Below are 20,427 nucleotides of genomic sequence, written 5' to 3' on the forward strand. Positions count from 1 at the left end.
CTCGCCCCCGTCCTACTGGATGTTGACGTCGACGCTGGCCGGCAGGTCGATGCGCATCAGCGCGTCAACCGTCTTCGGTGTCGGGTCGAGGATGTCGATGAGTCGCTTGTGGGTACGCATCTCGAAGTGTTCGCGGCTGTCCTTGTACTTGTGCGGCGAACGGATGACGCAGTACACGTTCTTCTCGGTGGGCAACGGCACCGGGCCGACGACCCGTGCCCCGGTACGGGTCACGGTTTCCACGATCTTGCGCGCCGAAGCGTCGATCGCCTCATGGTCGTAGGCCTTGAGCCTGATGCGGATCTTCTGTCCCGCCACGCTGTGTCCTCTTCCGTCAGTTGTTCTCGACAGACAAACACCGCGTGACCTGAACCGATCTCTGCCGGCTGAGCACATGACCACCGTGTGAATTCGGCAATCGACGCTGTTCATCTGTCGTTGTACGTTGGCTCGTAGCTGATACGAGCCGGTTCGCTCCGGCACCCGCGGTCGGGCGTGTCGTGACCGTGAGCCGATATCAGCGCACGCGTTACACGCCCATTCCCCGTAAACCGGGCCTGGGAGTCATTCACCTGATCGCGACCGCTGGTCTGGCACATGGCACAACCTGCGTCCGCCGGTCAAGGCAACCCGAACAGTATGCATCAGGTCGGGAGCACGATCAAATCGGCCTCGAGGGCGGCCGCTGCGGAAACGGCCCGGGCTCGCGCTCACGACTTCCGTTCGCGCTCACCCCTGACCCCGGAGCGGGAACGCCAGGGAGTGAGCGGGACGACCGCCGCGCCCGAACTGACCCATGAGTAAGATTCCGCCATGGCATCGACGTCACCCACCTTCGCCCTACGTAAGAGGCTGCCCGCCAATCCGCTCGGCAACGTCCTCTTCTCCCTCGGCATGGTCGCGAAGGTCCCCTACTTCGGCACCGTCCTCCCGCTCGTCCAGGAGATGGAACCCGGGTACTGCAAGGTCACCGCGCCCAACTGGTTCGGCGTGCACAACCACATCGGCACGTTCCACGCGATCGCCGCCTGCAATCTCGCCGAGGCCGCGATGGGCATGCTCATGGAGGCGAGCACCCCCACCTCTCACCGATGGATCCCCAAGGCGATGCAGACGAGCTATCTCGCCAAGGCGACGACGCGGTTGACTGCGGAGGCGCGGCTCGCCGAGCCCGTCGACTTCGACTCCATCACTGCTGGAACCGACGTCACCGTGTCCGTGCGCATCACCGACACCAAGGGTGCGGAGGTCGTGCACTGCGACATCACGACGTGGGTGACCCCGAAGTAGTCGGCCCCCCGGGAGAGCCGTCTGCGTGCGCCCACCTCGGCGTGCCGCGCTCTGTCGGTACTCCTAGGGTGGGGTGATGTCTGCGCCCGGATCGTTTCCCGGAAGCAACGAGCAGGAGGACTGAGACCCATGTGCGGAATCTGCGGTGAGATCCGGTTCGACGGGACGGCGCCCGATGTCTCGGCCGTCGACGCGATGACCTGCGAGATGACCCGACGCGGACCGGACGGCTCCGGGGTGTTCGCGAAAGGGTCTGTCGCGCTTGGTCACCGCCGTCTGAAGATCATCGACCTGTCCGAGCGCGGAAGCCAGCCGATGGTCGATCCGGCGCTCGGTCTGGCGCTGGTCTTCAACGGGTGCATCTACAACCACCACGAGTTGCGCGCCGAGCTGGAGGGGAAGGGCTACACGTTCTTCTCCCACGCCGACAGTGAGGTCATCCTCAAGGCGTTCCACGCCTGGGGTCCCGATTGCGTCGACCACTTCCTGGGCATGTTCGCGTTCGCGATCGTCGACACCGACTCCGGCGTGGTCACTCTCGGGCGAGACCGGCTCGGCATCAAACCGCTGTATCTCGCCGACACCCCGGGGCGGCTGCGCTTCGCGTCGTCGGTGCAGGCGCTGCTGCGCGCGGGTGACGTCGACACCTCCATCGATCGCGTCGCGCTGCACCACTACTTCAGCTTCCACGCCGTCGTCCCGGCACCGCACACCATCTACAACGGCATCCGCAAGGTCCCGCCGGCGACCGTCGTCACCATCCAGCCCGACGGCCGTCGCACCGAACGCAAGTATTGGGAGCCGGCCTTCGAACCGCACCCCGACCGCCGGGACTGGGACGACAAGCGCTGGCAGGAAGCGCTTCTCGACTCGCTGCGCACGTCGGTGCGCCGGCGCATGGTCGCCGACGTCCCGGTCGGCGTGCTGCTCTCCGGCGGCGTCGACTCCTCGCTCGTGGTCGCGCTGCTCGCCGAGCAGGGTCAAACCGATCTCGCGACCTTCAGCATCGGGTTCGACTCGGCGGCAGGAGAATCCGGCGACGAGTACGCCTACTCCGATCTGATCGCGGACACCTTCGGCACCGATCACCACAAGATCCACATCGGCACCGACCGCCTGCTGCCCGCCATCCCCGACACCGTCGCGGCGATGGGCGAACCGATGGTCAGCCACGACTGCGTGGCTTTCTATCTCCTGTCGCAGGAGGTGAGCAAGTCCATCAAGGTGGTCCAGTCGGGCCAGGGCGCCGACGAGATCCTGGGCGGTTACAGCTGGTACCCGCCGCTGCGTGACGTACCTCGGAAGAACACCACCCGGGCCTACGCGAACGTCTTCTTCGACCGCGACGACGCCGACATCCGGGCCATCCTCGCCGACGACCATCTCACCGAAGCGGGATACGACCCCAGCTTCGAATTCGTCTCGGCGCACCAGTCCGCGCCCGGCGCACACACTTCCGTCGACGCGGCGCTGCGCCTCGACACCACGGTCATGCTCGTCGACGACCCGGTCAAGCGCGTCGACACGATGACGATGGCCTGGGGACTGGAGGCACGCGTCCCGTTCCTCGACCACGAGTTCGTCGAACTCGCCGCCACCTGCCCGCCCGATCTCAAGCTCGCCCACGGTGGCAAGGGGGTGCTGAAGGAGGCGAGCCGCGCACTCCTGCCGTCGGCCGTGATCGACCGCACGAAGGGATATTTCCCGGTGCCGGGTATCCGCCATCTCACCGGCGGCGTCCTCGACCTCGTCGCGGACACCCTGCGTTCGCAGGCCGCGATCGACCGCGGCCTGTACCGCCCCGAAGCGCTCGAGAAGCTCTTCGCCGATCCCAACGGAGTGCGCACCCGACTCGACGGCAACGAGCTGTGGCAGGTAGCACTGCTGGAGATGTGGTTGCAGACGATGGAAGGCAACGCCCGCCGGTGAGCACCCTCCGCTTCGACGACCGTGGCTGGAAGACCTACGGCGCGTCGCTCTCCCCCGACGGCAGCGCGTTCGCCTACATCGTCGACGACGGCACCGGGTATCCGCGTGCGGCGCAGCGTTCGCTGTCGCGGAACGGCGTCGGCGAGTTGAGGTGGGTGCAGTTGCTGTCCACCGGTCCGGTGCGCAAGGTGGTCCATTCCTCCGACGGCCGGTGGCTGGCGGTGGAGATCGCGCCGAGCGGCGGTGAACACCACCAGGTCTGGGTGGTGACCACCGAACCCGACGACGACACCGCTCATCGGATCGCGGCCACCCGCCCGGACGGTCGGTCGTTCGGCACGGTCGGACTCGTCGGCTGGGACACGGACTGGGTTCTGATCACGGCCATCGACCACGACGGCACGTCGTACGCCCTGCGGGCCCACCCCGGTACGGGCACCACCCAGATCCTCGACCAGCGCGTCGGCGGTGTCCTGATCGACTCCTGGAAGGGCGCGACGCTCGTCCGCGTCGGACCGCGCGGCTACCACGACATGCTCCTGCTCCGGCGGCGTCCCGAAGCGGCCGACGACGACATCACGATGACTCCGCTACTGCCGCAGGACCCCGGCGCGGTGACCGATCAGGGCTATGTGCTCGATCAGGGTTTCGATCACTCCTCCCTGGTGTTCGTGCCTGCACCGCACGAACCGATCCGCGACCTCGACAGCGTCCAGGCGCTGGTGCGCAGTGACTTCGACGCCAAGTTCGCACGCCTCCTCGGTGTCGAGGTGAGCAAGTTCGGCGTTCGGTTCCGGGTGATGGCACAGCGGGTCGACATCGGACTCGACGAGTTCGCCGTCAGCCACGACCAGTCGACCGTCGCGCTGCTGTGGAATGTGAAAGGCCGCAGCGAACTGCAGATCATGACCCTGCCCGATCAGACGCTGCATCCCCCGATCGAACTCCCGGGCGAGGTCGCCTCCGACCTGTCGATCAGTGCGGCGGGGTCGGTGGTGGCGGTGACGGTGTCGAGTCCGCAGCACTCACCCCTGGTCCATCTCATCGATGTCCCCAACCGTGCGGTGTACCCGGTGCGCGACGACGTGGTGACGGGCGAAGGACCGTCGGACCAGCTCCGGCCGGAACTGCTGGAGTTCTCCGCACGCGACGGGATGCCCCTGTCGGGCTTCCTGTTCCGCGCTTCGAAGAAGCCCGGACCCACATTGCTGTACTTCCACGGCGGCCCCGAGGGGCAGACCCGACCGGACTACCAGTTCCTGTTCGGCCCGCTCGTCGACGCCGGGATCACCGTCTTCGCACCCAATGTGCGCGGATCGTCGGGCTACGGACGCCTGTTCGCGCACGCCGACGATCGGTACGGGCGGTATGCCGGCATAGACGACGCCGCCGACTGCGCCGAGTTCCTGTGCCGGCAGGGGATCGCCGACCCCGACGCGGTGTACTGCTCGGGCCGTTCCTACGGCGGCTACCTCACCCTGGCCTGCCTGACCTTCCACCCCGAGGTGTTCGCCGCCGGCATCGCGATCTGCGGCATGAGTGATCTCGAGTCGTTCTTCCGCAACACCGAACCGTGGATCGCGGTGGCCGCCTACACCAAATACGGCCATCCGGAGTCCGACCGCGAACTGCTCGCCGACCTCTCCCCCATCCACCGCATCGACGACGTCCGGGCGCCGTTACTCGTCGTCCACGGAGCGCACGACACCAACGTGCCGGTGAGCGAATCCCAGCAGATGGTCGCCGAACTACAGGCTCGGGGGGCGGTGGCCGAGATGCTGTTGTTCGACGACGAGGGGCACGAGATCGTCAAGCGCTCCAACCAGCATCGGCTCACCGAGGCCGTCGCCGACTGGCTCGCACGTTTCCCGTCCCGACACTCGCGGCCCTGACACGCCGGGACACCGACAGCCCGTGAGGCACGGATATTTCCGTGCGTTCATCGCGGGGTAACAAACCGTTCTTACATTTCTCCCATCAACGCTGTCCTCCGACAGACGACCACTGTCGCCGACACGAAAACGGGAGCACAATGTCCACACCACCATCGGGGACCCCACACCCCGACACGACGGGACCTGCGGCACAGTCTCATTCCGGGGCCGCAGGCGAGAGCGTCATCAAGGCGACCTACGACGACCGGCTCACCAACACCGACCTCGCGCCACTGAAGGAACAGAAGTGGACGTGGTACAACATCTTCGCCTTCTGGATGTCCGATGTGCACAGCGTCGGGGGATATGTCTTCGCGGGCAGCCTGTTCGCGCTCGGGATCGCCGCCTGGCAGGTGCTCGTCGCGCTGCTCGTCGGCATCGTCGCGGTCAACATCCTGTGCAACCTCGTGGCCAAGCCGTCCCAGCTCGCCGGCGTTCCCTACCCGGTCACCACGCGGGTCTCGTTCGGCGTCAAGGGCGCCAACATCCCGGCCATCATCCGCGGTGTGATCGCGGTGGTCTGGTACGGGATCCAGACCTACCTGGCGTCGGTAGCTTTCGGTCTTCTGGCGCTGAAGTTCTGGCCCGGACTCGAGCCGTGGGGCGACGTCGAGCAACACGGCTTCCTCGGATTGTCCGCACTCGGCTGGGCCGGCTTCATCCTCATGTGGACCTTGCAGGCGTTCGTGTTCTGGAACGGCATGGACACCATCCGCAAGTTCATCGACTTCTGCGGTCCCGCAGTCTATGTCGTGATGATCGCGCTGGCGGCCTACCTCGTCGTCGAGGCCGGCTGGGACAACGTGAGCCTCGACCTCTCGGCAGGCGAGGGCCTCACCGGATGGTCGTCGGTCACCGCCATGATCAGCGCGTTCGCTCTCGTGGTGTCGTACTTCTCCGGGCCGATGCTGAACTTCGGCGACTTCTCCCGCTATGGACGCACGTTCGGCGAGGTCAAGAAGGGCAACTTCTGGGGGTTGCCGGTCAACTTCCTGTTCTTCTCGCTGCTGGTGGTGTGCACCGTGTCGGCCGCGGTGACGGTCATCGGCACCGACGAGGACGGCAACATCATCACCGATCCGGTACACATCGTGGATCGGATCGACAACACGACCGCCGCAGTGCTGGGTGTGCTCACCTTCGCCATCGCGACCATCGGCATCAACATCGTCGCCAACTTCGTGTCGCCCGCCTTCGACTTCTCCAATGTCGCTCCCACCAAGATCAGCTGGCGCACCGGCGGCATGATCGCGGCGGTCGGGTCGGTCCTGATCACACCCTGGAATCTGTTCAACAATCCGACGGCCATCCACTACACGATGGACACCCTCGGGGCGGTGATCGGTCCGCTGTTCGGCATCCTGATCGCGGACTTCTACCTGGTCAAGAAGCAGAAGATCGTCGTCGACGACCTCTTCACCATGAAGCCCGAGGGCACCTACTGGTACCGCAACGGGTGGAACCCGGTTGCCGTGGGCGCCACCGTGATCGCGTCGATCCTGCCGATCGGTGTCGTGATCTTCGGGACCGCCTATCAGGCCAGTTTCACCTGGTTCATGGGGGCGGCGGCCGGTCTCATCCTGTACTGGCTCGGCATGCGACTGCTGCCCACCCACCTGATCCACGGATCCGGGCCGGTCGCCCGGACGACAAGCGACATCGAGATCGCCTCGGGTTCCGACGCAGCGCCGACCGCGGGAGCTCCCGCACAGGAGCAGGAGCCCGCGATCATCGACTGACCAGCCATGCGATCGCCATCAGGAACCGTGCCATTGACAAATGGCACGGTTGCTGATGGTGTGAAGTCATGCACACCGCACCTGCTCCACCGCCGACACCGCTGCCGACCCGCGCGACCGTCCGCGCGATCGTCACGGCCCACGCCACCCGCTGGGGCTTCGGCGCATTCACCGGCCTGATCCCGCTCAACCCCACCGGAATCCGGCTGTCGCGCGGTCTCATCGCCACCGTCATGCGCGTCCTCGGCACCACTCCGGCCGGCACCACGGTGACGCCTGTCCGGGACGAGGGTGTGACCGGCGAATGGGTGCTCGGCCCCGGCGTCGCCCACTCCGGCCGCGCGATCTACTACCTCCACGGCAGCGCCTACGCGATCTGCTCGGCACGGACACATCGCGGGCTGGCCGCACGGCTGTCCCTCGCGACCGGCCTGCCCGTTTTCGTCGTCGACTATCGCCTGGCGCCCGAGCATCGCTTCCCCTGCGCCGCCGATGATGCGGCCGCCGGTTTCGACTGGTTGGTCCGCCAGGGCTACTCGCCATCCGACATCGTGGTCGCAGGTGACTCGGCCGGCGGACACCTCGCCTGTGACCTCACGATCCGCCGCGCACTGGCCGAGGCGGAGCAACCGTCGGCGGTCATCGTGTTCTCACCGCTGATCGACCTCACCTTCGACCTGGCCCGCGCCCAGGAGCGCGTCCGCCGGGACCCGGCGATCACGGCGGCCGCGGCCGCACGGCTCGTCGCCCTCTACACCCGCGACGTCCCCGCCGACGACCCCCGGCTCCGTCTCGATTTCACTGCGGCACGACGACTTCCGCCGTTCCTCATCCAGGCCGGTGGCGCCGAGATGCTCAGCGCCGACGCGCGCCATCTGCACGAGCAGCTCGGCTCCCACGGCGGTCACAGCCGCCTGGAGATCTGGCCGGGCATGATGCACGTCTTCCAGGCACTCCCCCGCCTCGGCCCGGAGGCCGACGCCGCCCTCGGACGGGTCCGCGACTTCCTCGCCGATCTCCGATCGACGCAGATCGTCTCGGAGGTGTCATGACCCCCGTCGTCGACGGCGTCCGACGCCGACTGCTCCGCAACCCGCTGTCCACCGGCGCCAAGGCCGTCGTCACCGGCGCCGGGAGCGGCATCGGACAGGCCTTCGCCCTCGAACTCGCCCGTCGCGGCGGCGAGGTCATCTGCGCCGACATCGATGCCGAACGCGCGAAGCAGACGGTCGCGCTCATCACCGACGAGACCGGCCGCCCCGCCCACGCGTTCGTCTGCGACGTCGCCGACCGCACGGCGGTGGAGTCCCTCGCCGCCTTCGCCACCGACATGTTCGGCGCCGCACCCACCCTCGTCGTCAACAATGCGGGTGTGGGCGGCGGAGGCCGGCCGGTCGGGGACATCGGTTTTGACGACTGGACGTGGACCCTCGGGATCAATCTGTGGGGTGTCATCCACGGCTGCGAGATCTTCGCGCCCGTACTCCGCGAGGCCGGCCGCGGCGGGATCATCAACGTCGCCTCGGCGGCCGGGTTCGCCGCCGCACCCGTCATGGCCCCGTACAACGTCTCGAAGGCCGCGGTCGTCTCGCTCAGCGAGACACTCGCCGCGGAGCTGGCCGGTTCCGGCGTCGCGGTGACCGTCCTCTGCCCGACCTTCGTCAAGACCAACGTCGCCCGGGACGGCCGGATCACCTCCGATGCACAGAATCTCGCCGGATCACTGATGCGGTGGACCGGGGTCTCACCCACCGGGGTCGCCACGTCGACACTCGACGCGCACGATCTCGGGCGCCTCTACGTCCTGCCGCAGCTGGACGCACGGGTGATCTGGCACCTCAAACGCCACTTCCCGGCGTCCTACGCCCGCGGTCTCGGACTCCTCAACCGGTTCCTGCCGTCGTCCTGACACGGCACACCGCAGCCCACCCACACTCTTTCGAAAGGACTTGTCATGGCCATCGACCTCGACACCATGCTGCAGAAGATCAAGGACCGTCAATGGGCCCTCGCCGACATCGACTGGGAGGCACCGGGGGCCGACCTGATCGACCCCGACCTCCACGCCAAGCTCAAGCCGTTCCTGAGTGACCTGATGTGGATCGAGAACGTCGGCGCCAGGGGATTCGCGGCGATGGCGAAGAAGGCGCCCACCCCCACGCTCAAGAGCATCTACGAGCACTTCCACGCCGAGGAACAAAAGCACGCCAACGCCGAACTCGCGCTGATGCGACGGTGGGGCATGCTCGACGGCGACGAGATCCCGTCGCCGAATGTGAACGTGCAACTGGTGATCAACTGGCTCGACCGGTACTCCGACGACATGTCGCTGTCCTTTCTCGGCACCGTGATCCCGATGCTCGAGGTCGCGCTCGACGGCGCCCTCATCAAGTTCATCACCGACGAGGTGAAGGACCCAGTCGCGCAAGAGGTCTTCAAGCGGATCAACGCCGATGAATCACGCCATCTGGCAGTCGATTTCGAGGTGATGGAACTCCTCGGACATGCCGGACTCCGCAAGCGGACGATCGACTTCGTCGGCGGCTGGGTCAAGCCGACATTCCTGATCGGCGTCCTGAGCTATGTCCCGCTGCTGAACAAGATGCGGGACAACATCGTCGCCATGGGCGTCGACGAGGAACGTCTCTACAGCGCGATGAAGCGGTACCGCGCGGTCGGCGACCGCAGCGAGTACGTCCGCCGCCTCCCGATGTTCCAGGTCGTCTCCTATCACGGCGCCGCGATGGTCAACCGCGGCAACGTGCCGTATCACCTGTTCGCCGACTCGATGGTGAAGATCACCGATCGCATCCCGTTCCGGCTCGTCCACCGAACACCCACGTGGTCACAGGAACTCACCTATGAGCCGACCGCATGAGCGGGCCGGCGATGGACATCTCGGTGGCGATCATCGGTGCCGGTTTCGCCGGCATCGGCGCGGCGATCCGGCTCGCGGAACGAGGGATCGACGACTTCGTGATCTTCGAGCGCGACGACCGCGTCGGCGGGACGTGGCGCGACAACACGTATCCGGGCGCGGCGTGTGACATCCCGTCCCGCCTGTACTCCTACAGTTTCGCGCCCAACCCGGACTGGTCGCACACCTACTCGGGCAGTGCCGAGATCCTCGACTACATCCGCTCGATGGTCGACGACTCGGGGATCGAACCGCACATCCGGTTCGGCCACGCGGTGTCCGGGCTGGAGTACGACGCCGAGGACGGGATGTGGACGATCACCTTCGACGGGGATCACGAGTCGGTGCGCGCCAAGGCGGTCGTCCTTGCTTCGGGACCACTGGCCAACGTGTCGTTTCCCGACATCCCCGGCCTCGAGGACTACCAGGGACACAAGATCCACAGTGCGCGTTGGGATCACGACTACGACTTCAACGGCAAGAAGGTCGCCGTCGTGGGCACCGGGGCCAGCGCCGTGCAGATCGTGCCCGAGTTGGTGGAACAGGCCGCCTCGGTGAAGGTCTTCCAGCGCACGCCCGGTTGGGTCCTGCCCCGGGCCAACGTCCGGACCGGCGAGTTCACCAAACAGATCTACCGATCGGTGCCGGGCGCGCAGCGGCTGTCACGCGCGCTCTGGTTCTGGGGTCACGAGACCGTCGCACTCGGCGTCGTCTGGAACACTCCCCTCACACGGGTCGTCGAGGCGATCAGCAAACTCCATCTGCGGTCGCAGGTGGACGACCCGTGGCTGCGACGTCAGCTCACACCGGATTTCGCCGCGGGCTGTAAACGGCTGCTCATGACCAGCGACTACTACCCGGCGCTGCAACGGGCGAACTGCAAGCTGGTGACCTGGCCGATCGCCCGGATCGCCGAGCGCGGCATCCGGACCGTCGAAGGTGTGGAGCACCAGTTCGATTGCATCGTGTTCGCGACGGGGTTCGACGTGGCCAAGAGCGGGACACCGATCCCGATCACCGGCCTCGACGGACGGGATCTGGCGGCCGAGTGGGGTCGGGGCGCCTTCGCCTATCGCAGCGTCGCCGTGTCCGGCTATCCCAACCTGTTCTTCACGTTCGGGCCCAACTCCGGCCCGGGTCACAGCTCGGCGCTGGTCTACATGGAGGCGCAGATCGACTACATCACCGACGCGGTGGCCCGACTGCTCGACAACGGGTGGAAGGCGCTCGACGTACGCGCCGACGCCCAGCAGGACTACAACCGGGACATCCAGCGCCGGCTCACCTCGACGACCTGGAACTCGGGGTGCCAGAGTTGGTATCTGACCGACGACGGCTTCAACGCGACCATGTTCCCCGGCTTCGCCACGCAGTACGTCGGCCAGTTGCGTCGCGTCGACCTGCGCGACTATCGCATCCTGGTCCACCAGACGACTCGGACTCCGGCCGTCGCAGCGATACAGTGAGGGGATGACCGAGTACCGGATCGACGACCTGGCCCGCGTGTCCGGGACCACGACCCGGAACATCCGTGGTTACCAGGAACGCGGACTCCTCCCCCAGCCACTCCGCCGGGGCCGGGTCGCGATCTACACCGAGAAGCATCTGCGCAATCTCCGGGCCATCAACAAGCTGCTCGGTAGCGGCTTCACCCTGAAGCACATCGCCACGTTCATGACCAACCCCGGTGCCCGCATCGGGGATGCTTTGGAGCTCAACGAGATCCTGGACGAGCACTGGTCGAGCACCACACACCCCGAGATCACGAGGGAAGAGCTCGCCGACCGTTTCGGATCGCTCGACGACGACGAGGTGGCGGCGCTGCTGCGGGCCGGGGTGATCACCGAGACCGAACGCGACGGCGTCTACAAGGCGGTCGACCGTCGGATCATCGGCAATCTGGCCCGCCTCGTCCGACGCGGTATGGAACTGTCCACACTCGCCGACGTCCACGAGCGCTTCACCGGCAAGATCAACGAGGCCGCCGAGATCCTGATGACCGCTGCGCACGACGAGGTGGACCGGCGCAAGGGGCCGGGATGGCTGCCGGCCGACGATGACGACGTGGCGTGGGCGGTGAACCTGCTGGGCATGATGCGCCGGGTCGGCACGGAGAACGCCCACGCGGCACTCGATCGCGCGCTCGACACCGCGCTGGACCGGGAACTGTTCGCCCACCAGACCGCTGTCGACCTCCGCGAGGACGCCGACCCAGCCTCCACCGCGGACTGACCGCGGCCGGGGCTGCGCCGGTCTCAGGGTCGTGACGCCTGCGCCGGCAACACGATCATGGATGCGAGGAAAAAGCAGATCGCGCCGACGAACGTGCCGGTGGTGGCCAGGACCGCGTCGGCGGTCACCCCGCCCGGGGTGACGAAGGCCCCCACCGCCGAGACGCCGAAGGCCACGCAACCGATCCAGTTGATCATCACCGACCACCAGTCCCGGTCCCGGATGTCCCGACGTCGCCCCGAGGAACGCGCGTAGCCGACGAAGGCGAGCGCACCGCTGACGAGGAAGGCGATCGAGCCGCCCGCATCGGGAGTCCACACCAGATGGCGGTCACCCCAGATCGTGTGGGCGACGAGCGCACCCGTCGTCGACACGTTGAACAGGATCGTCCCGACTGATTGCGTTGCCGCGCTGAGCCACTCGGCGCGGATCGCCGACCCCGGCGCCGAGGAGCGCAGGTCCGCGATCGACCCACTCCGGACGAGCTGGACGAAGCCGGCACCGGTGAAGAACCACGCACCGACGAAGTAGCACAGGTTGGGCAAGCCCGCACCGGTCAGCGAGGCGAGTCCGGGAGCCGAGCCGACAGCGAAGAGCGACGACCCGACCATGAAACCCCAGCACTGCTTCGCCAGGCTCGGTGTCAGCAGACCGGCACGCCGGTCAGGCCGTGACATCGAGGCTCGCGATGACCTTGCGCGGCTCGATCCAGATCCCCAGTTCGCCGGGGACGCCGTTGCGTGCGCCGAACTCCTCGGCGCGATCGGCACCCATGTACCGGGCGCCACACGAGGACGCGATGCGGCGCACCTCGTCGAGATCCTCGGTGATGCGCGCGATGCCCTGCACCTGGACGAACGCGAACGGCGGCTCGGGGAGGTCGACGGACAGCACGACCCGCGGATCGCGGAGCAGGGCACGGCCTTTCGCAGTGGTCGCGCCGGTGTTGAAGGCGATGCGGTCACCGTCGAGGACGAACCAGATCGGGACGGCGAGCGGCCGCCCGTCGGCGGCGAGGCACCCGAGGTGCCCGGTCTTCGTTCCGGAGGTCAGGAACTCACGGATGGCCGGGTCGGACAGCGACGGTGCAGTCATGTCCTCAGACTAGATATCGCCGTGCCGGCCCGCGACCCCGGACGCGCGCCTCCGTGGGTCACCGCGCGGCCAGCAGGTCGCCGATCCGGCACGCCACCATCATGATCGTGGCGTGCGGTCCGCTGCGCCCACCGCTCGGCAGGATTGACCCGTCGACGATGCGGAGGCCGTGGGTTCCGTAGACGCCGCCGAGCCAGTCGGTCCGGGTACCCATCGGCATGGAACCCCAGGCGTGCTGCGAGAAGCCCGGCCGGGAGGCCGCGGTGACGCTGCCGGGAACCACGATGTCGGCGAACTCCGGGGCCCGCAACATCTCCACCACGCGCTGCACACCCACGCCCATCGTCGCGGCCGTGGCCGGGTCCGGGTCCTCGAACTCCAGCCGGACGCCGGACGGTGTCGCCACGATCCGCACCGGTGCGTGTCGCATGGCCGTCACCTCGACCATCGGCCCGGACGACGACACCCCGTCGATGAACGATGCGAAATCGTCTCGGTAACACCTGATCTCGAGATCGTCGTCGGTGTGCAGCACGGTCGGGAGCACCATGCCCGGTTCCGCCGGCGACCGGCGGCGGTAGGAGACGGCGAGCCCACGATGCTCGCCTGCCGTCAGATGGCCGGTGCGGGCGGGGTCGATCGTCTCCAGCTCAGAGCGCAGCAGGATTCCGGCCGTGCCGAGAGTGCCCGCCGCGAGGATCACCTCGCCGGCGGTCACCGTGAGGGGGCCGGCACGCACACCGGTCACCGTCCGACCGCGCACCACCTCGAGACGTTCCACCAGACAACCGGGTACCACCCTCAGGTTGGGCCGGGCCAGCGCGACCGTGAGGTAGGCGTCGGCGGCGGATCGGCGGGACCGGCCCGTGCGGTTCATCAGCACCCGGTTGACCCCCACGACGGGCCACCTGTCCTCGACCGCGCGAATGTCGGTCCTCGACGACCAGTAGCGCTCGAAAGCGATTCCGGCGTCGCCCAGTTCGCCGTCGGGCACCGGTTCGACGCCCATCGTCCCGCCCGGGCCGTCCATCTCCTCGTAGGCGGCAGCGACCGTCTCGAGGTCCCACCCGGTGGGCCACGATGCGAAGTCACCGGGATGCCACCGCAGGAAGTAGCCGCCGTTCACCGCCGAGGAGCCGCCCATCGCCGCGCCGCGCGGCGCCGCGAGTCCGAGATCGGTGTCGTGCCGCACCGCGTAGGGGGCGCCGTCGTGGATCGGGAGGCGCCGCAGATCGCGATCGGCGGGTCCGGGCAGCGTCGCCGGGCCACGCTCGAGCAGCACGACATCACGCGAGGCATCGCGGGACAGCTTCTCGGCGAGGACACACCCGGCACTGCCCGCCCCGACGATCACGACGTCGGCGCGCAGCGATCCGCTCGACGACGTCATCGAGAGATGACCGGGCGCAACGCCTCCGGGTCGCGGTGCGAGATGACGCCCTGCCAGAGACCCGCTCCGTAGGCGAGGTCGTCGAGACGGTGCATCAGGATGTACCGCAACGGACCGAGGGCAGGCGGCCGGGTCGGGTCGGCCAGAAGGTCCCGGACCCACGAGACGATCCCCTCGGCGATGGCCACCTGCACTGCCAGGACGCGGAACCTCCGCGACACCAGTGCCAGCACCACCGCGACGGGCCAGTAGTGCCGGCAGATCGCGTCCGCGGCCTGCAGCAGACCGAATCCGGCCGCCCGTCCGGTCATCTGGGCGGAGACGAGCGGAGCCGACGGGAGGTCGCCCAGACGCCGGCGCATCCGGACGGCGAGATGGGTGAGGATGATCATCGCGAGGGCGGCGCCGAATCGGGTGCGGGACAGCAGGGCGGCCACGGCGGCGGCCATGGGCACCGACATCACCATCGGCGCGGCGCGGTCGCCGTGACGCGAGGCCAGGTGGGCTGCACCCGTCCCGTAGAAACAACGGCGCGACAGCACCGAGCGCAGGTCGGACCGATGCTCATGTGCCACACGCGCGACCGGGTCGTAGCGGATTCGCCATCCGTCGGCGTGCATCCGCCAGCAGGCGTCGACGTCCTCGGCCACCCGGAGAGACTCGTCGAAACCGCAAAATGCGTTGCGCCGCACCACCATTGCCGCACTCGGGACATACGGGGTGCGCGTGGAGGGCGCCACCGCGGACTCTTCGGGCCCCATGTCCAGCGACGACCAGCCGTTCTCGTACCGTGCCGCCAGCGAGGACGCCGGCGTCCCGTCGGCGCGTAGTCCGACGATGCGCGGGGCCACCACCCCGACGGTCGGGTCGGAGAAGTGCGTGAGGAGCACCGTCAGCCAGTCGGCGTCGGGCACCACGTCGGAGTCGAGGAAGGCGACGAAGTCGGTCGTCGCGGCGGCGGCACCGGCGTTGCGCGCCGCGGACGGACCGCGGTTGTCGTCGAATCGGAGCACCTGCGCACCGGGACGCTCGGCGGCAATGGGGGTCGCCGACCCGTCGTCGACGACGATCACGGAGAGTCCGTCGAGGGCCTGCAGCAGGCGATCCACACCTGCCTGGTTGTCCCGGACCGGAATCACCACGGTCACATCCGACGGCTGGGGCCCGAACATCGGCCGCGGGTTCGCGATCCCGGCGTCGAGCAGTGCCCGGGCGAGACGCCGGGTCACGTTGTCGCACACCTCGATCCGTCCGTCTTCGGAGGTCATCCCGAGCGCGGTGTCGGACATCCGCAGCAGACGTGTGGGGGATCCACCCACCAGGTAACGGAAATCACCGGCCTTCGCGCATCGCAGATCGATCTGCACCTGGAAGCCGTCGGGGAGGTCGGCGCCCGGTCCTCCGACCTCGGCCCGGGTCGAGTCCCCTTCGTCGGTTCCGGACGGGTCCGACTGCGTCGCACTGGTTTCCGTGGCAGTGCCGTCGGCCACGGCGTCGTCCACGGAGGAGTCCTGACCCGAGCCCCAGCGGCGGGGGGCCGAATCGTCGAGTGCGGTCATACCAGTCGCCCCTGGGCGTCGACACGCCACGAGGACAGCGCCGCACGCAGTCGCTCGGACACCTCGGACATCAGGCGGACCCCCTCGTCCGCGGTCGCACCTTCCGGGTCGCCGAGGACACCGTTGGGGCTCACCGCGGCGACACCACCGGAGCGCATCGCACCGAGCAGCGCACCCACGGGCTCGCGATTACCCGCCATCGCCCTGGACGTGTCGACCACCGACGGCGAAACATGGAGCAGCACTGAGGTTTCGGTGAAACCGGCATGGGCATCGGCGCCGTCGAAGGCGCACGGGAACCATGCGACGTCCCGGCCCTCGTAACGCAACAGGCCCACCGCGTCGACCAGGGTCCGGGTGTTGCCGCCGTGACCGTTGACGAACACCACGCGGGTGGCCCAGCGGCACGCACTGCGTCCGTACTCGACGAGGAGGCCGCGCAGCGCCTCGTGTCCGATCGAGATCGTCCCGGCGAAACCCTCGTGCTCGCCGCTGGCGCCGTAGTTGAGGTCGGGCGCACGCATGAGGCCCGCGTCGGCGTCGGAGTGTGAGCAGACGACGTCGGCGACCGCGGCGGCGATGCGGGTGTCGGTGTCGAGCGGTAGATGAGGGCCGTGCTGCTCGACCGAGCCCAGCGGGACCAGGAGCGTGATCACCTGCCCATCGACGTCTGGCCAGCTGCACTGCCCCAACACCGACGGACCTGTCATTCGACCAATGCTAGCCATCGTGCTCCGCGGTATCTCGGCGTCGGGCCAAAACGGCGTGAAAACCGTGCCGGATAGGCCCCCGACCACCCTGACGAGCGTTCGATCGGTTATGGAATGCTGGGAGCCGACCAGTGATGCCTGACACAGTGGGCAGTACAACGAGCGGGAGGACCACACCCCATGAGCAGTGCCACACCGACGAGTTCGACACACAACAGCGGCAAGGCCGGCCCCCTCAGTTCGATCCGGGTCATCGAGTTCGCCGGCATCGGACCCGGCCCGCATGCCGCCATGCTGCTCGCCGATCTCGGCGCCGACGTCGTGCGGGTGCAGCGGCCAGGATCGCTGCCCACTCCCGGGCGCAACGCCGACGCACTGCTCCGCGGTCGACGCGTCGTCGAGGCGAACCTCAAGGACGCCAACGATCGCGACACCATCCTGGGTCTCGTCGCCAAGGCCGATGTGATCCTCGAGGGTTTCCGTCCGGGTGTCATGGAACGACTCGGTCTGGGCCCCGACGATCTCGCGAAGGTGAACCCCGGACTCGTCTACGGCCGGATGACCGGTTGGGGTCAGGACGGACCGCGCGCCGACCTCGCCGGGCACGACATCAACTACATCTCGCTCACCGGTCTGCTGCACGCGATCGGCCGCAAGGACGACCGTCCGGTGCCGCCGCTGAACCTCGCCGGCGACTTCGGCGGCGGTTCGATGTTCTTGGTCGTGGGCGTCCTCTCGGCCCTGATCGAGCGTGGTATCTCCGGACAGGGCCAGGTCGTCGACGCCGCCATGGTCGACGGCGCTTCCGTTCTGGGACAGATGATGTGGGCCTTCCGCGGCACCGGACTGTGGAGCGACACCCGCGGTGTCAACCTGCTCGACACAGGCGCCCCGTACTACGAGGTGTACGAGACCTCCGACGGCAAGTACATGGCGGTCGGCGCGATCGAGCCGCAGTTCTACGCCGAACTGCTCAAGGGGCTCGAGCTGACCGATGCCGATCTGCCGGACCAGAACGACATCCCGAACTGGGGCAGGCTCCGACAGGTCTTCACCGACACCTTCAAGACGCGCACGCGCGACGAGTGGGCCGCGGTCTTCGACGGCACCGATGCCTGCACGTCGCCGGTCCTCACCTTCGCCGAGGCCCCCGCCGACGCGCACATGGCGGCGCGGGCCAACCTCGTCGACATCGACGGCGTGACCCAGGCGCAGGTGGCACCCCGCTTCTCGCGCACCAAGCCGGAGACCCCGGCCGGCCCGACCACCGAGGCCACCGACCCGTCGACCCTCTGGACCGACTGACACGTCTGCTCTCCGAGGTGCGGGGCGCGCATCCCCCCGCTCCCCGAGGTGCGAGGAGCGCAAGCGACGAGCCACGAAGGGCTTCGCGAGGAACACTCGCAAGCCGCTTCGTGGCTCGCTTCGCTCGCAGCTCGGGGAGCAAAGGGTGGCCCCGCGCGTCAGACCTTCGAATGCCCCATGTCGATCTGGAACTCGGCAGCCGTGATGCCCTTGGCGCTGTCGGAGGCCAGGTACAGCACCGCATCGGAGATCTCGTCGAGCGCGGCGACCGGGTGGTAGTCCAGGATCGACGTGAAATGCGGGTTGACCCACGGGATTCCGAAGATCCGATGTGCTTCGGTGTCGGCAACGCCCATCGGGGTGTCCACGGCGTAGGGATGCACGCTGTTGACCCGGATGCGATGGTGCCCGAGCTCCTTGGCCGTCGTCTGGGTCAGGCCGACGAGTCCGTACTTGGAGGCCGAGTACGACGCCTGGAGCGGCATCGCCTTGAGTCCGGCGACCGAGCTGATGACGGTGATCGATCCCCCGTTGCCCGCCTCGAGCATCGCGGGAATGGTCGCCCGCAACGTCTTCCACGCGCCGATCAGGTTGATGTCGATGACGTCGGTGAACTGATCCTCGGTCAGTTCCCACACCTTGCCCCAGGTGAGCACACCCGCGTTGGCCACGACGTGGTCGAGCCGCCCGAACTGTTCGACGGCATCGGCGACGAGCTGCTGCTGGAACGCCAGGTCGCGGGTATCCCCCTGGCGCGCAAGGATCTTCCCGCCGACGCCCTCGACGAGACGAATGGTCTCGGCGAGGTCGTCGGCGGTCGCCGCCGGGTAGGTCGCATGGTCGATGATCGGACCCGCGATGTCGAGGCCCACGATCGAGGCTCCCTCACGGGCGAACCGGACCGCATGATTACGGCCTTGACCTCGGGCTATGCCGGTGATGTAGACGACTTTGCCGTCGAACTGTCCCATGAGCAGAACTGTAACACGTTCTAGTTCTGCTCCCCCAGTGTTCCGGCGGCGAAAATGCCCGGCGTCAGGCCTGCCCGAACGACCGGGTGAAACCGTCGGGGACGACGAGGTCGGCAGCCGAGAGTTCGTGCACGCTCTTGTGTCCCAGGCCCATGAGTACGCCGTCGAGTCCCATGCGCATCAGGTCGAGTACGTTCTCCACTCCGGCCTGGCCGTTGGCGGCGAGACCCCAGAGGTAGGCACGTCCGATCATGACGGCACGGGCGCCGAGCGCGAGCGCCTTGGCGACGTCGCTGCCGCGGCGGATTCCGCCGTCGAGGAGGACCTCGATGTCGTTGCCGACCGCGGCCGCGATGTCGGGCAGCAGACGGATCGTCGCGGGAGTGCCGTCGAGGTTGTTGCCGCCGTGGTTGGACACCGACAGTGCCGAGGCACCGATGTCCACGGCCCGCTTGGCGTCGTCGAGGCGCGTGATGCCCTTGACCATGAACGGCCCGCCCCACTGCTCCCGAAGCCACTGCAGGTCTTCCCACGTGGGCGGGGGCGTGTTCATCCACGAACCGTAGGCCCCGAAGAACGTGGGACCGGTGACACCCTGCGGGGTGAGGTTCGGAGCGGTCAGGTCGGGGATGTTGATCTTGCCGCCCTTGACCCAGTCGAGCGCGTAGCGCGGCTTGACCGCGATCTCCGGCCCGAGGCGCAGCAGCGCCTTGAAATCGACCTTCTCCGGGATCTCGGGGCTTCCCCAGTCGCGGCCCACGTTGAACACCCAGTCGGTGGTGACGATCAGCCCCTTGGCGCCGGCCGCCCTGGCGCGCTCCGCCCGGGCCAGGATGTCGTCGCGGCTCCCGAGCCAGTAGATCTGGAAGAACACCTTGTCGTTGACCGCGGTGACCTCTTCGACGGCGTGCGAGGCGAAACTCGACAGTCCCATGGCGGTGCCACGGGCCGCCGCGGCGCGCGCCACGGCCACCTCGCCTTCGGGGTCGACAGCCTGCACGCCGGTGGGCGAGATCATCACCGGGAACGAGATCTCCTGTCCCATCACACTTGTCGTCATCTCGCGTTCGGCCTGCGCACCGACGACGTGCGGTGCCCAGCCGAGCTCGGAAAACGCGCGGACGTTGTCGTCGACGGTCACACCGGCCTGGGTGCCGGCGACCAGCGACGAGTACACCGACTTCGGCAGCCGCTTGCGTGCCCGGCGCTGTGCCTCGGTGACGGTCTCGAACCAGGGATTTCTCGCCCAGGGGTTGGCAGCCATGTTCTTCCTACTCATTCATCTGGCATGAGCACCCGCCGGGCGCTCATGAGGCCGGGCGCAGGGTCCCGCCGGGACCCGCTGCACCCGAGACG

18 protein-coding genes are annotated in these 20,427 nt (G+C 67.9%); 10 read left to right on the forward strand and 8 right to left on the reverse strand.

Going from position 1 to position 20,427, the window contains the following annotated elements; all coding sequences use genetic code 11:
- Positions 1 to 12: 12 nt before the first annotated feature.
- Complete coding sequence (gene rpsJ, locus ACSUZC_RS17740; protein ID WP_003938093.1) at positions 13 to 318, reverse strand: 30S ribosomal protein S10; 306 nt, start codon at positions 316 to 318, stop codon at positions 13 to 15.
- A 495-nt stretch (positions 319 to 813) separates the two neighbouring features.
- Here rpsJ and ACSUZC_RS17745 point away from each other — a divergent pair, with 495 nt between their 5' ends.
- The 9 genes from ACSUZC_RS17745 to ACSUZC_RS17785 all read left to right on the forward strand — a co-directional run bounded on the left by ACSUZC_RS17745 (position 814) and on the right by ACSUZC_RS17785 (position 12,041).
- Positions 814 to 1,290 carry a hotdog fold domain-containing protein gene (locus ACSUZC_RS17745; RefSeq protein ID WP_439029790.1) on the forward strand — a complete coding sequence of 159 codons (477 nt, stop codon included), beginning with the start codon at positions 814 to 816 and terminating at the stop codon, positions 1,288 to 1,290.
- 129 nt (positions 1,291 to 1,419) lie between these two features.
- Positions 1,420 to 3,219, forward strand: coding sequence for an N-acetylglutaminylglutamine amidotransferase (locus ACSUZC_RS17750; protein WP_439029791.1), 1,800 nt, complete (start codon positions 1,420 to 1,422; stop codon positions 3,217 to 3,219).
- Entirely contained in the window at positions 3,216 to 5,111 is a 1,896-nt protein-coding gene (locus ACSUZC_RS17755) for an alpha/beta hydrolase family protein (RefSeq protein WP_439029792.1), read from the forward strand. Before ACSUZC_RS17750 ends, ACSUZC_RS17755 begins: the two co-directional genes overlap by 4 nt.
- A gap of 140 nt (positions 5,112 to 5,251) precedes the next feature.
- Entirely contained in the window at positions 5,252 to 6,892 is a 1,641-nt protein-coding gene (locus ACSUZC_RS17760) for an NCS1 family nucleobase:cation symporter-1 (RefSeq protein WP_439029793.1), read from the forward strand.
- Positions 6,893 to 6,960: 68 nt separating this feature from the next.
- On the forward strand, positions 6,961 to 7,944 hold the full coding sequence (locus ACSUZC_RS17765) for an alpha/beta hydrolase (protein WP_439029794.1): 984 nt from the start codon (positions 6,961 to 6,963) through the stop codon (positions 7,942 to 7,944).
- A complete protein-coding gene (locus tag ACSUZC_RS17770; protein ID WP_439029795.1) occupies positions 7,941 to 8,801 on the forward strand; it encodes an SDR family NAD(P)-dependent oxidoreductase in 861 nt (286 codons plus the stop codon). Before ACSUZC_RS17765 ends, ACSUZC_RS17770 begins: the two co-directional genes overlap by 4 nt.
- 45 nt (positions 8,802 to 8,846) lie before the next feature.
- On the forward strand, positions 8,847 to 9,770 hold the full coding sequence (locus tag ACSUZC_RS17775; protein WP_439029796.1) for a ferritin-like domain-containing protein: 924 nt from the start codon (positions 8,847 to 8,849) through the stop codon (positions 9,768 to 9,770).
- Between the two features lie 11 nt (positions 9,771 to 9,781).
- Positions 9,782 to 11,275: a flavin-containing monooxygenase gene (locus ACSUZC_RS17780; RefSeq protein ID WP_439033165.1), complete on the forward strand. Its 1,494-nt coding sequence runs from the start codon at positions 9,782 to 9,784 to the stop codon at positions 11,273 to 11,275.
- Positions 11,276 to 11,279: 4 nt separating this feature from the next.
- Positions 11,280 to 12,041, forward strand: coding sequence for a MerR family transcriptional regulator (locus ACSUZC_RS17785; RefSeq protein ID WP_439029797.1), 762 nt, complete (start codon positions 11,280 to 11,282; stop codon positions 12,039 to 12,041).
- Between the two features lie 23 nt (positions 12,042 to 12,064).
- On the opposite strand, the gene ACSUZC_RS17790 is transcribed toward ACSUZC_RS17785, so the two are convergent.
- The 5 genes from ACSUZC_RS17790 to mftE are packed head-to-tail and all read right to left on the reverse strand — an operon-like array spanning position 12,065 to position 16,795.
- A complete protein-coding gene (locus ACSUZC_RS17790) occupies positions 12,065 to 12,718 on the reverse strand; it encodes a hypothetical protein (RefSeq protein ID WP_439029798.1) in 654 nt (217 codons plus the stop codon).
- Complete coding sequence (locus ACSUZC_RS17795; protein ID WP_439029799.1) at positions 12,705 to 13,136, reverse strand: PPOX class F420-dependent oxidoreductase; 432 nt, start codon at positions 13,134 to 13,136, stop codon at positions 12,705 to 12,707. The genes ACSUZC_RS17790 and ACSUZC_RS17795 overlap by 14 nt, the downstream gene beginning before the upstream one ends.
- Positions 13,137 to 13,194: 58 nt before the next feature.
- The gene (mftG, locus tag ACSUZC_RS17800) at positions 13,195 to 14,526 is read right to left on the reverse strand and encodes a mycofactocin system GMC family oxidoreductase MftG (protein ID WP_439029800.1); all 1,332 of its coding nucleotides are present in this window, start codon (positions 14,524 to 14,526) and stop codon (positions 13,195 to 13,197) included.
- Positions 14,523 to 16,085 (reverse strand): mycofactocin biosynthesis glycosyltransferase MftF, encoded by a 1,563-nt coding sequence (mftF, locus tag ACSUZC_RS17805; protein ID WP_439029801.1) that lies wholly within the window; start codon positions 16,083 to 16,085, stop codon positions 14,523 to 14,525. The genes mftG and mftF overlap by 4 nt, the downstream gene beginning before the upstream one ends.
- Positions 16,082 to 16,795 (reverse strand): mycofactocin biosynthesis peptidyl-dipeptidase MftE, encoded by a 714-nt coding sequence (gene mftE / locus ACSUZC_RS17810; protein WP_439029802.1) that lies wholly within the window; start codon positions 16,793 to 16,795, stop codon positions 16,082 to 16,084. The genes mftF and mftE overlap by 4 nt, the downstream gene beginning before the upstream one ends.
- 180 nt (positions 16,796 to 16,975) lie before the next feature.
- Between mftE and ACSUZC_RS17815 the strand changes: the two genes are divergently transcribed.
- The gene (locus tag ACSUZC_RS17815; protein ID WP_439029803.1) at positions 16,976 to 18,100 is read left to right on the forward strand and encodes a CaiB/BaiF CoA transferase family protein; all 1,125 of its coding nucleotides are present in this window, start codon (positions 16,976 to 16,978) and stop codon (positions 18,098 to 18,100) included.
- 158 nt (positions 18,101 to 18,258) lie between these two features.
- On the opposite strand, the gene ACSUZC_RS17820 is transcribed toward ACSUZC_RS17815, so the two are convergent.
- The gene (locus ACSUZC_RS17820; protein WP_439029804.1) at positions 18,259 to 19,071 is read right to left on the reverse strand and encodes a mycofactocin-coupled SDR family oxidoreductase; all 813 of its coding nucleotides are present in this window, start codon (positions 19,069 to 19,071) and stop codon (positions 18,259 to 18,261) included.
- Between the two features lie 64 nt (positions 19,072 to 19,135).
- Entirely contained in the window at positions 19,136 to 20,335 is a 1,200-nt protein-coding gene (gene mftD, locus ACSUZC_RS17825; protein ID WP_439029805.1) for a pre-mycofactocin synthase MftD, read from the reverse strand.
- Between the last annotated feature and the right edge of the window lie 92 nt (positions 20,336 to 20,427).

It is taken from the genome of Gordonia terrae, assembly GCF_051789125.1.
Classification (GTDB): domain Bacteria; phylum Actinomycetota; class Actinomycetes; order Mycobacteriales; family Mycobacteriaceae; genus Gordonia; species Gordonia terrae_A.